Raw genomic sequence first — 13,802 nt, forward strand, 5'->3', positions numbered from 1 at the left:
GATCATTGGCCTTTGTTAGAGTTGTGTACCCAGGAAGTCTTCAAACGCGGCAAAAAAGCCATGGAAGTCATCCCAGGGAATCATATGGCCCGCTTGTTCCGCAGTGGTAATGCGAATCGTCGGTAGCAGAGAGCGTATTTCGGCGCGATCTCCATCTTGGATAACCCCGCCCTTACCCGCGCACATCAGCAGCGTGGGCACCTTGATGCCAGGCAAATCCTGGTGGATATCTACGCTGTGAAACTCTTCAAACGCCTGAACGATGGCGGGTTCAAAGCAGGTGTGCAGCCACTCGGCGCGCAAACGTAGCTGCTCGTCGCTCCAGGTGGGGCAGTAGTGGCGCATGGCCTCAATATCGGCGCCCCGGGTGCAGTCGCGGATAGAGTCAACATACCAAGGAAGTTTGCTGGGATACTCCCGGCGGCCGGGCCCTGAAACGGGCGGGTCGATCAGTACCAGCTTGTCGATGCCCTTGGTGCCGCGACTCACGGCACGCAGCGCAAAGCGTGCCCCCATGGAGTGGCCCGCCAGGATGACATTGCTCAGCCCCAGCGCTTCGATAAAGGCGATAACGTCATCGGCACAGGTGTCGGTATCGTAAGCGAGGTCTGGGCCAGTCGAGGACAAACCACGCCCGCGAACGTCGAGCACATAAGTATCAAAGTGCTGACCCAGGCGCTCTGCAACAAAGCTCCACGTAATGGCTGGGCTGGTAATGCCGGGTATCAGTACCAACGGCTGGCGCGACGTCTCGACGCTGTCACCGAAGCGCAAATAGTGCTGACGAATGCCGTTAGCCTGGACATTGCCACCATAAAGATAGGTGCTGCTCATAGCGTACTCCCTTGACTGCTGGCCTCAGGTTCTTTCAGTGGCACTTCGAACACGTCATAGCCGAACACCCAGGCAGGATCTTCGTCAGCGCGCAGCCAGGTGTTGTCGTGGGAGACCTGCTGTACGCGGGAGGCGCGCTCAAAGCGGTTGGTGCGATAAAGCTCAAACGCGGTTTGATAATCGTCGGCACCCACCTGTTCAAGGCAGCGCACCAGCATGGCGGCATCTTCAATGGCCATAGCGGCGCCCTGGGCCATATGCGGCTTCATGGGGTGGCAGGCGTCACCGAGCAGTACCAGTCGATTTTCATGCCACAGTGGTAGAGGGTTTCGCTCCAACAGCGGCCATTTGGTGACGCTTTCAGTGCAGTCGATCAGCGCTTGTACGGTGGGATGGTAGCCCTTGAAGGCCTCGCGCATCTCTTCCCGGGAGCTATCGACGAAAGAGGTGCCGTGATTCCAATCAGGCTCAGGCACGCCCGTGACGTAGTAATACTCTTTTTCGTCACCGGTCACGAAGTAAACCATCATGTGGCGATCTTCGGACCACCACTTAACGCACGCTTCAAAATCCAGGTCGTATGCCTTGAGCTTTTCAGCTGAGATAATCGCCCGGTGGGCAACCCAACCGCTGTAAATGGGCGCTTCACTGCCGAGCAGCTTCTCGCGTAGGCGCGAGTTGACGCCATCTGCGCCGATCACCAAATCGGCCTCTTCAGTGGAGCCATCGGCAAAGGTCATGACCACTTTTTCGCCAGTCTCGTCCACATCCACTAAGCGCTTATCAAAAAAGAGATTGTCTTGATCCAGTGTACTGACCATTAGTTCGTGAAGATCACCACGGTGCACGGTGATGTAAGACGCGCCATAGTTTTCGCGCGCAAACTCACCCAGTGGGATACGTGACTGATACTCGCCTGTCATGCCGTTACGGCTGAACCAATGATCAGGGTGCGACCCCATGGCATTGAGCTGATCTTCGATGCCAATCCGGCGCATGACTTTCATGACGTTTGGGCCAAGATGAATACCGGCCCCTAAGCGAGAAAATGCCGGGGCTTGTTCATACACCTTGGTGGGGTAGCCCGCTTGCTGCAGCAGCGCGCCTGCAGCCGCGCCGCCTAGACCTGCGCCGATAACGGCAATGGTGGGTTTATTGTTCATATCGTTGTTTCCTCGCTGTTTAGTCACATGTCCCTGTTGAAAATGCTGTGTGGAAGCGATTCCAAGGGAGTCTATGAACGCTATAAAACAACGTATACACCATTTATTTGTTGGTCAAGAATTAATTTCTGAAAATATTTTTGTAGCATTAAATGCTGATTGGTCATAATAATTAATTGATTTTAATGTATTTTTTATTATATTTTCAGTGTTTTTAAAAACTTGAAGAAAGCATCCATTGAGTGCTATACGTTTAATAGAGCATTTTTTATGGTGTACGCACCTTTAATGGTCGTGGTTATTTTGCTTCGCACTCATCTGGTGCATCAGGCAGGGTTTAATAGCTAGGCTTTATTAGTAATATCTAAGCAAGAAGGCCGCTTTAACAATAACGATGATGATCCCCTATGACGCTAAAGCTGACAGTTAATGGACAGGTGAGGGAAGTGGCGGTGCCATTGAATACGCCGTTGCTCAATGTCTTGCGTAATGATCTGGCGCTCAATGGCCCTAAATATGGCTGTGGTTTGGGTGAATGCGGCGCGTGCAGCGTGCTGATTGATGGCATGGCGGCGCGCGCTTGCGTGCTGCCCGTGTCAGCCGCCGCTGGCCATGACATTACGACGCTTGATGGCCTTTCCCAGAATGGTCAGCTTGATCCCGTGCAACAAGCATTTATCGACGCGCAAGCAGCTCAGTGTGGTTACTGCTTGAACGGTATGATTATAACGATTCGTGCGCTGCTCAATCATAATGCGCAGCCCTCTCCTCAGCAGATACGTGCCGCCCTTGAACATAACCTCTGCCGGTGTGGTACCCATGTTGAAATTCTCCAAGCCGCTCAGCGTGCTGTGGTGATCAACGCCGCCGCACAGCAGGAGGCCTTGAATGAGTAAGCGTACGCTGCCATCCCAGGAAAATAGTGGGGAGGGTCTACCTTCACAGCTTACTCATGTGCGATATGGTGTGATCGTCCGCCCACCTTACTATCGCTGGAACGGTGAACGCTTTGAGAGCGCTCACTTAGTGAGTGTCGATAGCGCCAGCGTGGCGTCATTGCCGGGTCAGATTGATGTGGTGGTGGAAGGCAATTTCGTGGGCGTGGTGGCGGAGAGTTTAGCGGCAGCCAGGGACGCCGCTAAACAGCTGCAGATTGAGTGGCAAACGATACCCCACGAGCCTAATAAAACGCTAAAGCAAACGTTAAAGCATAGTGAGAAGACGGGCAGTGAGGTCCGTTCACTGCGCTATCAAGAGTCCCAAGCTGGCGTCTCAGCGCAACGCGTGTATGGCTGGCCCAGTCGTATGCGCTGGGGCAATCACCCCGGCTGGGTAGTCGCCGATGTTGGCGATTACCATTTGAAGATTTGGGGGCAAACAACCACCCCCTTGGCACTTCAGCAGGATTTAGCTAGCTTAACCGCCCTGGACGCTAGTCAAATTGAGCTTTACAGCCTGGATCAGCAGCCGATGTCTAGCCAAGTGAGCGGACTTGGGCGCCACTGCGGCGATGATGCCGCCGTGGATGCCGCGCTTATGTCCCAAGCGCTGGGTTGCCCGGTAGCGGTTTGGCTAGATGCACGCTATACACAGGACGTAGTGGCGCTAGGCCAAGCCCAGCGAATGTCGTTAAAAGCTGAGCTTACCGATAGCGAGATAGCTCGTTATCACTACCGGCAGGCTAACAGCAGCGGTGAAGTGGCTGCGGTTGGTCTCTGGTTAAGCGGCAGGGCAACTGAGCCAGCCGCTATGCCAGAAACGATGCCAGAAACGATGCCAGAAGCTATACCGGAAGTGCCAGCAGGCGATAGCGATCCAACGCCGTTGTCTGCCTCTGTCTTATCGCCCTATGTCTTTCGAGATCAACATCTTTCAGCGCGACTCCAGCAGCCTGGCCAGACGCCTAGCAGCGCCACATTAGTCGGCATTCAGCAGGCCTTTGCGCGGGAATCCTTTTTAGATGAGGTGGCACGCGATAGCGGACAAGACCCTGTTTCGCTGCGTATTCGTCATCTCAAAGATGCGCGGTCTATCGAGCTGATTGAGTCGGTAGCCAAGCGCGCTGGGTGGCAAGTGCCACTCAAGAAACCCGCCGACTCAGTGCCACAAGACCTGCTGCAGGGGCGAGGTTTTGCCTTCGCTCAGTTGCCTGATCGTCATCAGCGGATGGAAACCGGGGTTCGCTCCGCTTGGATTGCCGATGTTGCGGTCAATCGTGTTACGGGTGATGTACAGCTAACCCGATTAATTGTTGGTCAAGATGATGGCCCTGAAGTGGATACGGCGGGCCTTCAGCAAACGCTTCAAGAGCGAATACTGGGTGAAGCCCGCCCCCTTTTGGGGCAAGCACCTGGGTTTGATGAGTGGGGCGATGGGAGTGATGCGCCAGAACGAGGCGTCGAAATTGCGCCGAATGCGCTAGTTAAACGCGACAGCCCAGCCGTTACCCAAACAAAAACATCATCGCTGCGTCCGGCACCTGATGACCTATTAACGGGTGCTGAGCTTTCACCCGGTGTTGCGGTTATCGCCAATGCGTTATTTGATGCCACCGGCATCCGTTTTCGTCAGCCCCCTTTTACGGCCAAGCGTGTGCGAGAGGCGTTAAAAGCGTCGACGACGGAGGGAACAGCACAGCAGCGCTTAGCGAAACGAGCCACTGGCCGCCGCTGGTTAGCCGCCGCCGCGCTGACGACGGTCGCCGGTACTGCGGTTATGGCATGGCCTTGGAAAAGTACCCTTGCGCCCGTCGCTCGCCCGGCAGCAAATCTTTATTCCGCCGAGACCATTGAGCGCGGGCGCTTGGTCGCCGCCGCTGGTGACTGTGCAGCATGCCATACCTCTGAAGGGGGAAGTACCAATGTGGGAGGGCGGGCTTTTGAAACACCTTTTGGTACGCTTTACAGCACTAATATTACCCCGGATGAAGCCACCGGGATTGGCCAGTGGTCCTACGCAGCGTTTGAGCGGGCGATGCGCCATGGCATCAGCCGTGATGGTAGTCACCTTTATCCTGCTTTCCCCTACACGGCGTTTGCCAAAACAAGCGATACCGATTTGCAGGCGCTCTATGCCTACTTAATGGCCCAGCCGGCCGTCGCCGCTGAAAAGCCAGCTAATGAACTCTCTTTCCCCTTCAACGTGCGCGCCTTAATGGCGGGCTGGAACGTGCTTTATCACGACCCCACCCCCTTCCAGCCAGACCCTATGCAGAGTGAATTGTATAATCGCGGGGCTTACCTCGCCGAAGGGTTAGGCCACTGCAGTGCCTGTCATACCCCACGCAATGCCATGGGTGCAGAGAAAAGCGGTAACGCTTACTTCGCAGGTGCCTTTGTGGATGGCTGGGAAGCACCGCCGCTCAATACGCTTTCGCAAGCGCCTGTTGCTTGGAGTGAAGGATCGCTTTTCGACTATCTGCGCCATGGCGAGTCGGCGCTGCATGGTGTTGCTTCTGGCCCTATGGCACCGGTCGTAGCGGGCTTGGCAGAGCTACCTGAATACGATGTGCGGGCGATTGCCCACTATGTGGCTGCACAAATGCAGGCTCCCACTGGAAATAGCGATATGGACGTTGCAGGGGCTGAACAGCGGGTGGCCAGTGCCATGGTCAGTTCATCAGGGATGGAAGCGGGGGAGCGGCTATTCGAGGGTGCCTGTGCGGCCTGCCATGTAGAGACCGGCGTGCCGAGCTTTTCACGCGCAAGCACCAGCCTTGCGCTGAATACCAACGTGCATAGCGATCATCCCGACAATGTTATTCAGTCAATTCTTGGCGGTGTCCACGCGGATCATGTGCCAGGCATCGGCAGTATGCCGGGCTTTGCCGACAGTTTTAGCAATACCCAGGTCGCCGATTTAGCGACCTATCTCCGAGCGCGTTTTGCACCCGATAAAGCGCCTTGGCAACAACTAGAAAAACGTATCACTGATTTACGCCAGCCTCACCACAACAACACACACTCTACTCCCTGACGTAATAAACCGAGGTGGACTATGAAACGCAGTAAATGGATATGGCTAGTATGGGCGGTCGTCTTGCTGAGCTATTTAGTGCCTTACACGCTATTGAGTGGTGTGGCGCTATGGTACGGCAGCTTCCTGTTTTGGGCCGTTGCAGGGCTAGTCGTCATTGCACTTAATGTGTTTATTACTAAAGATTTTGAGGAGCACAGCAATGACTGAGTCACTCATCTGGTGGTCCATTGCCATCTATTTATTGATCGCGATCGGTATTGCGATTATGTCCCGCCAAGGCCCTTCCGAAAGCATGTCTGGGTACTTCCTGGGCAACCGGCAAATGAACGGCTTTGTCTCGGCGCTCAGTTACAGTGCCACTACCTATAGCGCCTTTATGATGGTGGGCTTGGCAGGCCTGACCTATGCCGGCGGCGTGGGCGCGCTGGGCTTTGAAATTATCTATTTTGCCGGTGTTTCCCTGGTGGCTATTTTCGGACCTAAGTTCTGGGCCGTTGGCAAAAAATTTGGCTTTGTAACGCCAAGCGAGATGCTCGGTCATCGCTACAATAGCAAGCATGTGGCCATGGCCGTTTCCATTGCCAGCTGTATCTTCCTTATTCCCTATTCAGCCGTTCAGCTCGCGGGTGTGGGTTACCTATTGCAAGGCATTACCGATGGGGCGATTACCTTTACCACCGGTGTGGTGCTGGCAACCGTGATTGCTATCTTCTTCTCCTATATTGCGGGGATTCGTTCGGTGATGTGGACCGACTCCCTCCAGGCAATCATGATGATTGTGGCCTCAACGCTGGTGGCTTTCCTGGTGATTCAGGGGCTGGGTGGCTTTGGCGCGCTATTCAATACGCTGGCAACGGAACACCCGCAGTCACTAACGGTACCTGGCCCCGGCCTGTTCAGTTTTGTGACTTTCCTAGGGCTAACGATTCCCTGGTTCTTCTTTAGTCTTTCTAACCCTCAGGTGAGCCAACGTCTCTTTATGCCCTCTTCGTTACGTTCAATGCGCCACATGCTGATTGGCTTCCTGGTGTTTGGTTTTATTTACACCATGGTTTCAGTGCTATGGGGCTTCTCTGCCTTGGCCGCTTTCCCAAGTTTAGAACGAGCTGACTTAGCCACGCCCACCCTGTTGGCATCGGAGTTTGTACCGCCCGTGCTGGGCGTTATCGTGATGATCGGCATTATGGCCGCCGCCGTTTCCACTATCGATTCAATCATGCTGACACTGGCCTCCATGGTCTCACGAGACGTCTATGCCAACGTCAAACCGAATGTCAGTGAAAAGCGCCAACTGCTGGTGGGCAAGTTCGTGGTGCCGGTGATTGCGCTAATGGCGTTGGCCTTTGCCGAACTGCAGCTTGATCTAATTGCGGTGTTGTCGGTGGCTGCCTCATCAGGCTTGGTCGCCATGGTGCCCGCGCTTATCGGTGCCTTCTATTGGAAGCGCGGTACGTCTGCCGGTGCATTGGCGAGTGTGGTGGGGACCAGTGCTTTTGTGCTGTTGATGTACGCCACTGGCAATTCACTGTTGGGGCTGCCAGCAGGCGTATGGGGCATTGTGGTCGCCAGTGTGCTGTTTGTCGGCGTTAGTTTAGCCACCAAGCCTCATCAAGCCTCTACGGATGCATTCTTTACTGCCATCAGTGAAGAGCTGGGTAAAAAGCGGCGCCCTATCGCCGATCAGGCAAATAAACGGGCGGCCGCTAGTCTTTGACGTTCAGCGTTGACCCGATAACACCATAGAGCGCTTGGTGTACCTCAAGGCGAGCACGAGCGCTCTCAGCTAACACTTCCCGGTCACGAGATAGCTGAGTTTTCGGCTGGGAAGTTAGGAGTCTTTATGGATCATGCAAGCTTTACGGAAATCTGCCTCCAGCAGTTAAAAATGTCTGGCGTACATGAAGGTGAGAAACTGGTGGTGCTGACCCAGGGCAGCGAACGCCTTGATTATGCGGATGCCTTTATGGCGGCGGGGCAGCGTTTAGGCGCCAATATGTACCACATGCGGTTACCCTCGCCGCTACCTACAGGTGGCTGGAACGTGGGCACAACGGGGCTTGCCAGCATGCCCGATGCGGTGGAAGCGCTTAAAAACTGCGACATGTTGATCGACTGTATTTTCCTGCTCTTCTCACCGGAGCAAATGGCGATTCAAGCCGCGGGCACACGCATATTAACAGCGGTTGAGCCGCCTGAATTACTGGCTAGAATGATGCCCAGCAAGGAGTTAAGGGAGAAGGTCGAATTAGCCGCCGCGCTGCTGGAAAAAGCCAAAGTGATGCGCATCACCTCGCCCCACGGTACCGATGTCACCTACCAACTGAACACTTACGCTACCGTCGCCGAATATGCTTGTACTGATGAGCCGGGTCGCTGGGATCACTGGCCGTCTGGCTTTGTATTTACCGGCGGTGATGACGATGGTGTTGATGGCACCATTGTGGTTGCGCCCGGTGACATCCTGCTTCCCCAAAATATGTATGTCAGAGAGCCCATTACCTACACCATTGAGAAGGGCTGGATTACCGATATACGCGGTGGCCTAGATGCCGAGTTAGTGAAATCCTATATGGATAGCTTTAACGACCCGCGTGGCATGGGCATGAGCCATGTGGGCTGGGGCATGAACCCTAATGCCAAATGGCACCGCATGGTGCCGGGAGAGTTCCCGGGCGGCATGGGGATGGAACCACGCAGTTTCTATGGCAACGTGATGTTCTCAACCGGCCCAAACAGCGAATTGGGAGGATCTAACGATACTGCCTGCCACCTGGATATTCCGATGCGCAACTGCTCGCTGTTTTTGGATGATGAGCCTATCGTCATTGATGGCGATATCGTCGTTAAAGAGCTGCAGATGGCTAGACACTGATCGCTACGAACCATTACTGCTGACATAAGCCCCCATTGGGGGCTTATCAGCGTTAACTCCACACTTTTAGCTGGTCCCGATAATCATCTTGCGCCTGGCTGGCGCTAACGGGCGTTAGCCACACCTCGGTACCGGGGAGGCACTGGGAGAGGGTTGCGCAGGCGATGGCGGTGAGGGCGCCTAAGCGTGGGTAGCCACCTATTGTCTGACGGTCGTTCATCAGTACGATGGGTTGGCCGTCCGGGGGTATCTGTACGGCACCTAGCGGAATACCTTCCGAAATAATGCCCGTGAGCGAACCATGCAGACCGGGGCCAGTGAGCCTTACGCCCATGCGGTCGGCGCGATTATCCACTGTCCAGGGCTGATTAAACGCCTGAAAAAGAGAGTGGCCGCTGAAGGAAGCGATTTGCGAACCTAGCACGATGGGTAAGTGGCAGCCTGACGCAGGCATACGTGGGCCTTGGCCTTCCACGATACGGCGCACCGCTGGGGCGGTACCTTTCCAGGTTAGCCGGTCACCCACTTTCAGCGGCTTGCCATCTTCATGTAAACCGCCAATTTGCTCCCGGGCGGTGCATGCGCGACTGCCCAACACCTCCGGCGCATTTAGCCCGCCGGGAAAGGCGAGGTAGGCGCGCAAGCCCTGGCGCGGCTGGCGAAAAACTAGGCGCTGGCCGGGCAGTAGCTTGAAGCTTGAATTAGGGGCGAGTGGCTTGCCATCCAATTGGGCGTCTAAATCCGCCCCGGTCAGCGCTAAACGCACCTCGCTTTCGGTTTCAAAGCTTAGGCCGCCGCCCATAACGATTTCCAGGGCGGCGCTGTTTAGTGAGTTGCCGAGCAGCCAATTGGCCCAGCGGAAGGAGATCCAGTCGGCGGCACCGCCTTGGGTAACCCCTAAATGACCGACGCCAAACCGCCCGGCATCTTGAATTAGCGCCAGTGGACCAACCTGTTTAACGAGCATCCCTTTGCGCGCTTCATTCATTGCCGCATGGCTCATGGGCGCTCCTCCATCGGCGTAGTATCGCCACCGTCCGCTTCAAACTCTGCGCGGGAGATCGCTCTAAAGCGTACCTTGTCGCCGGGGCGAAATAGCGGATCACCACGTTTGGCATACTCAAATAACGGCACGTTGGTGCGTCCAAGAATGTTCCAGCCACCCGGGGAAAGCAGCGGATAAATCGCGGTTTGCCGATCAGCAATGCCAACGCTGCCCGCCGCCACTTTTCGGCGTGGTGTTTTCAAACGCGGCGTAGCCAGCGCTTCATCTACCAAGCCCATGAACCCATAACCCGGTGCAAAACCCAGCGCGAACACGCAGTAATCGTGATTACAGTGCTGCTTGATCAGCTCATCCACGCTTATGCCCGCACGCTTGGCGACCATGGGCAGCTCAGGGCCCACGCTTTCGTCGTACCACACCGGAATATCGTGCAATTCACCGGCTTGCGTATCCACAGGAGTAAGGCCCGAAAGTGCCTTGTGAATAAGTTGCAGGGCGTTGGTATGGGTTACCTGCTGGCAGTCGTAATGGACTAACAGCGTGGTGTAAGAGGGCACCAGATCAATTAACGCCGCGCCAAAGGCCTTACGCAGTGTTTGGTCAGCGGCGATTACCCACGCCATATTGGTTTCATCGATGGTATTGAAGAGACGTACCATCAAGGCATCCATGGCGGCGGTTTCAACACGTACGTTAGTGTTTCTTTCAGCGTTTCTTCCAATAAGGGCTTTCACACCTGCTCCAGCGCCTGAAAGGCCTCGCGAATAGCGCGCACGGCGGCTACTGATTCGGGGTTATCGCCGTGAACACATAGCGTATCGCAGGCTAAGTGAAGCGGTGTGCCGTCGAGCGCTGTGAGCGGCTCGCCTTTGGCCAGCATAATGGCCTGATTGACGATGGTGTTCTGGTCGTGATGTACGGCGTTAGGCAAACGCCGTGACGCCAAGTGGCCGTTGGCGTCGTAGGCGCGGTCAGCGAAGGTTTCGAACCAGAGGGTAATGCCGAGCTTGGCGGCCAGCTCGCGATGTGGCTCAGGGTCGGCAGTGGACATAATCATTAGCGGCAGACTCGGATCGTAAGCCCGCACCGCATGCATTACACCTTCGAGTAGTGCTGGATTAGCCGCCATGTCGTTATACAGGGCGCCATGAGGTTTGATGTAGCTCAGATGGGTGCCTTCGGCTTGGCATATACCTGCCAGAGCGCCTATCTGATACAGCACCATGTCTTCCGCTTCTTCTGGTGAGCAGGCCATTGAACGGCGGCCAAAGCCCATCAAATCCGGGTAACCAGGATGCGCTCCAATACGGACGCCGTTCTGAACCGCTAGTTTGACGGTGCGGCGCATCACATGAGGGTCGGAGGCGTGGAAGCCGCAGGCGATATTGGCGCAATCGACATAGGGCATCGCATCGGCATCCAGCCCAATGGTCCAGTTGCCGAAACTTTCGCCCATATCGCAATTAAGCAGGGGGATGGCCATAGCGACTCCTGTTGTTGATTTAGCTGATTTAGCTGATTTAGCTGATTCAGTGGAAGCGGTGACTTGGCTGTAGCTTATGTGTAATCCACCACCAATATATGAACACGGCATGCTCAGTGCCAATCGTTTTTGACGATACTAACTATCGGGCACTCCTATCATATTGTTATTTGGTAGAAAAATGGTTGACGCTTGGGCACGATACGCTTATCACAGTAAGAGCGGGCCGTGATAATAGCGTTGGTGAAATAACACTGCTGGGAGTGGTCTCAAAGTTGCATAGTTATCATGGCAGTCATAAGCGGTAGCCCTCTGCACTCCTCTGTAACTGTTAGCACGGCAGCGTTTATTTACCCCAGAAAGACATTTGTAGGCGAGTCACTATGCTCGATTTTAAAGAACTTGAGGCGTTTGTATGGGCGGTGAGGTTAGGCTCCTTCCGTAAGGCGGCTACTCGCCTGCACCTTACCCAGCCTTCTGTTTCTGAGCGTATTTCGCGCCTTGAAACTACGGTGGGGGAGCTGCTGCTGGAGCGCGCCGCTCGGCCAATTCAACCCACCATGCGCGGCCGAGAGTTCTTTATGCACGCCGAGCGTATGCTGCACCAACGCGATGAAGCGATGAAGCTTTTCGATAATGAAGAGGCTTTTTCTGCACCATTGCGGCTCGGCACCATTGAAACCATTGCCCATAGCTGGTTTCCCGACTTTATGCGTCAGCTTACCGAGCGGTATCCGCGTCTGACGATCGAGTTAACGGTTGATTATTCGCCGGTTTTGAATGAGCGGCTGCTGAGTAATGAGTTGGATATCGTGCTGGCAATGAATGGCTATTCGCCCCAAAAGCAGATCGACTACGAGTCGTTGAGCCCTTATGAAATGGGCATGTTTGTGTCCCCGCGGCATGCCGAGATGCTGAGCGAAAGTAGCGAATCTTGGTGCAAAAAGTTGCCCTTTATTTCGTTTGGTAAGCAGGCGCGCCCTCATTCAGAGTTGGTGCACTATTTGGCAGAGCAGGGCGTGGCCAGCCCGCGTATCCATAGCGTTAGTACATTAATGACGATTGTGCGCATGACCACCGAAGGGTTGGGGATTGGCGCGTTGCCGGTGGCTACTGTGCTGGAAGAGTGGCAGCGGGGGGAGCTTTACCGACTTGAGCTGCCACTGCCATTACCCGCCATGCACTATGATGTGATATGGCGCAATGCTAACCATCCGCGTTTTTGCCGTGGCGTTGCCCGCTTGGCCCAGCAGTGCGCCTGCAGCTATGCCCAGGCGCGTCGTGCCGATATGACAACAACACTTTTCTCCGGGCGCTGGGTCTCTTCCAACGCCTCCTCTGGCACTACCAAAGCAACAGCAACACACTATTAGAAGCACCACACTATTAATAGAAATAAGAGGGTTCTCACGATGCGTAAGACAATAACGACTTCACTACTCCTAGCGACAGCCTGTGGCTTGACGGTAACGGCTCACGCGGCGGAATGGACCATGGCGACGCCCTACGGTGATGCAAGTTTCCATACCCAAAACACCAAGCAGTTCGCTGAAGATGTAGCGGAAGCGACCGACGGCGAGCTGACCATTACCGTACACAGCGGTGGCTCCTTGGTGGCGCACGGTGAGATTAAGCCATCGGTTCGTCGTGGCACCATTGATGCAGGTGAAGTCTTCCTTTCGGTTCTCTCCAACGATGATCCGATCTTTGAAGTCGATACGCTGCCGGGTGTCGCGGGCAGCTACGATGATGCTTACGCGCTGTGGGAAGCCACCAAACCAATGATTACCGAGCTGTTTGCCTACGAAGGGCTGATCCCTTTATATGCCGTTGCTTGGCCCGCCCAGGGGATTTACACCGCAGAGCCACTAACTGACCCCGAGCAGTTCGAAGGTCTGCGTGTACGTGCGCCTAATATCAATACTCAGCGCTTCGTGGATAACTTGGGTGGTAGCCCCACTGAGACGGAAGAGTCTGATATCCCCACTGCCTTCAGCACTGGCCGGGTTGACGCAATGATCACTTCAAGTTCCACCGGTAATTCCATGGCGGCTTGGGATTACGTGACCGATTACACTAATGCCAACCTGTGGCTACCGAAGAATATCGTGTTCATTAGCCAGCGCAGCTTTGATGGCCTGGATGAAGCCACCCAAGAAGCACTGATGGAAGCCGCCGCTGAGGCTGAAAAACGTGGTTGGGAGATGAGCCGCGAAGATAACGATGCCAGCTTGGCGAAACTTGAAGAGAACGGTATCGCGGTCTCTGAGCCCAACGACGTCATTTCAGAGGCGCTTCAAGCCGCTGGTGATGAGTTGTTTGAAGATTGGCAGTCGCGTGCTGATGACGAAGCCAAACAGGCGCTGGAATCCTACCGCGAGCAACGCGACAGCTAAGTCTCGTTTTAATGACGCTTGCAGCGGCGGCACCGCCGTCGCTGCTTTTCCCGCGCGCTTTTTCTTAAGT

12 protein-coding genes are annotated in these 13,802 nt (G+C 55.1%); 7 read left to right on the forward strand and 5 right to left on the reverse strand.

Annotation, left to right across the window (positions count from 1 at the left end; translation table 11 throughout):
* Positions 1-15 precede the first annotated feature (15 nt).
* Both MLE19_RS15105 and MLE19_RS15110 read right to left on the reverse strand, forming a co-directional pair.
* On the reverse strand, positions 16-834 hold the full coding sequence (locus tag MLE19_RS15105) for an alpha/beta fold hydrolase (RefSeq protein WP_240718961.1): 819 nt from the start codon (positions 832-834) through the stop codon (positions 16-18).
* The gene (locus MLE19_RS15110; protein WP_240718962.1) at positions 831-1,997 is read right to left on the reverse strand and encodes an FAD-dependent monooxygenase; all 1,167 of its coding nucleotides are present in this window, start codon (positions 1,995-1,997) and stop codon (positions 831-833) included. The genes MLE19_RS15105 and MLE19_RS15110 overlap by 4 nt, the downstream gene beginning before the upstream one ends.
* Positions 1,998-2,404: 407 nt before the next feature.
* On the opposite strand from MLE19_RS15110, the gene MLE19_RS15115 reads away from it, so the two are divergent.
* From MLE19_RS15115 to MLE19_RS15135, 5 genes are all read left to right on the forward strand, one after another.
* Positions 2,405-2,893, forward strand: coding sequence for a (2Fe-2S)-binding protein (locus MLE19_RS15115; protein ID WP_240718963.1), 489 nt, complete (start codon positions 2,405-2,407; stop codon positions 2,891-2,893).
* Positions 2,886-5,972, forward strand: a complete 3,087-nt coding sequence (locus tag MLE19_RS15120; RefSeq protein ID WP_240718964.1) for a c-type cytochrome — start codon at positions 2,886-2,888, stop codon at positions 5,970-5,972. The genes MLE19_RS15115 and MLE19_RS15120 overlap by 8 nt, the downstream gene beginning before the upstream one ends.
* Positions 5,973-5,993: 21 nt before the next feature.
* Positions 5,994-6,182, forward strand: a complete 189-nt coding sequence (locus tag MLE19_RS15125; RefSeq protein ID WP_096651739.1) for a hypothetical protein — start codon at positions 5,994-5,996, stop codon at positions 6,180-6,182.
* Complete coding sequence (locus MLE19_RS15130; protein WP_240718965.1) at positions 6,175-7,689, forward strand: sodium:solute symporter family protein; 1,515 nt, start codon at positions 6,175-6,177, stop codon at positions 7,687-7,689. Before MLE19_RS15125 ends, MLE19_RS15130 begins: the two co-directional genes overlap by 8 nt.
* Before the next feature lie 126 nt (positions 7,690-7,815).
* Positions 7,816-8,847 carry a leucyl aminopeptidase gene (locus MLE19_RS15135; protein ID WP_240718966.1) on the forward strand — a complete coding sequence of 344 codons (1,032 nt, stop codon included), beginning with the start codon at positions 7,816-7,818 and terminating at the stop codon, positions 8,845-8,847.
* A 52-nt stretch (positions 8,848-8,899) separates the two neighbouring features.
* Here MLE19_RS15135 and MLE19_RS15140 read toward each other — a convergent pair whose 3' ends face one another.
* The 3 genes from MLE19_RS15140 to MLE19_RS15150 are packed head-to-tail and all read right to left on the reverse strand — an operon-like array spanning position 8,900 to position 11,336.
* Positions 8,900-9,850, reverse strand: a complete 951-nt coding sequence (locus MLE19_RS15140; protein ID WP_240718967.1) for a biotin-dependent carboxyltransferase family protein — start codon at positions 9,848-9,850, stop codon at positions 8,900-8,902.
* Entirely contained in the window at positions 9,847-10,587 is a 741-nt protein-coding gene (gene pxpB, locus MLE19_RS15145; RefSeq protein ID WP_340163107.1) for a 5-oxoprolinase subunit PxpB, read from the reverse strand. The genes MLE19_RS15140 and pxpB overlap by 4 nt, the downstream gene beginning before the upstream one ends.
* Positions 10,584-11,336, reverse strand: a complete 753-nt coding sequence (locus MLE19_RS15150) for a 5-oxoprolinase subunit PxpA (protein ID WP_240718968.1) — start codon at positions 11,334-11,336, stop codon at positions 10,584-10,586. Before MLE19_RS15150 ends, pxpB begins: the two co-directional genes overlap by 4 nt.
* Before the next feature lie 383 nt (positions 11,337-11,719).
* Between MLE19_RS15150 and MLE19_RS15155 the strand changes: the two genes are divergently transcribed.
* Together MLE19_RS15155 and MLE19_RS15160 are read left to right on the forward strand one after the other, a co-directional pair.
* Entirely contained in the window at positions 11,720-12,709 is a 990-nt protein-coding gene (locus MLE19_RS15155; protein WP_240718969.1) for a LysR family transcriptional regulator, read from the forward strand.
* A 39-nt stretch (positions 12,710-12,748) separates the two neighbouring features.
* Complete coding sequence (locus MLE19_RS15160) at positions 12,749-13,732, forward strand: TRAP transporter substrate-binding protein (protein ID WP_240718970.1); 984 nt, start codon at positions 12,749-12,751, stop codon at positions 13,730-13,732.
* Positions 13,733-13,802 lie beyond the last annotated feature (70 nt).

The organism is Vreelandella neptunia (genome assembly GCF_022489065.1).
In the GTDB taxonomy this organism is placed as follows: domain Bacteria; phylum Pseudomonadota; class Gammaproteobacteria; order Pseudomonadales; family Halomonadaceae; genus Vreelandella; species Vreelandella neptunia_A.

Excerpts from the sequence above, each read along its gene's own strand:
- MLE19_RS15105 (WP_240718961.1), bottom strand. The coding sequence starts at position 834 with ATGAGCAGCACCTATCTTTATGGTGGCAATGTCCAGGCTAACGGCATT.
- MLE19_RS15110 (WP_240718962.1), bottom strand. The coding sequence starts at position 1,997 with ATGAACAATAAACCCACCATTGCCGTTATCGGCGCAGGTCTAGGCGGC.
- MLE19_RS15115 (WP_240718963.1), top strand. The coding sequence starts at position 2,405 with ATGACGCTAAAGCTGACAGTTAATGGACAGGTGAGGGAAGTGGCGGTG.
- MLE19_RS15120 (WP_240718964.1), top strand. The coding sequence starts at position 2,886 with ATGAGTAAGCGTACGCTGCCATCCCAGGAAAATAGTGGGGAGGGTCTA.
- MLE19_RS15125 (WP_096651739.1), top strand. The coding sequence starts at position 5,994 with ATGAAACGCAGTAAATGGATATGGCTAGTATGGGCGGTCGTCTTGCTG.
- MLE19_RS15130 (WP_240718965.1), top strand. The coding sequence starts at position 6,175 with ATGACTGAGTCACTCATCTGGTGGTCCATTGCCATCTATTTATTGATC.
- MLE19_RS15135 (WP_240718966.1), top strand. The coding sequence starts at position 7,816 with ATGGATCATGCAAGCTTTACGGAAATCTGCCTCCAGCAGTTAAAAATG.
- MLE19_RS15140 (WP_240718967.1), bottom strand. The coding sequence starts at position 9,850 with ATGAGCCATGCGGCAATGAATGAAGCGCGCAAAGGGATGCTCGTTAAA.
- MLE19_RS15150 (WP_240718968.1), bottom strand. The coding sequence starts at position 11,336 with ATGGCCATCCCCCTGCTTAATTGCGATATGGGCGAAAGTTTCGGCAAC.
- MLE19_RS15155 (WP_240718969.1), top strand. The coding sequence starts at position 11,720 with ATGCTCGATTTTAAAGAACTTGAGGCGTTTGTATGGGCGGTGAGGTTA.
- MLE19_RS15160 (WP_240718970.1), top strand. The coding sequence starts at position 12,749 with ATGCGTAAGACAATAACGACTTCACTACTCCTAGCGACAGCCTGTGGC.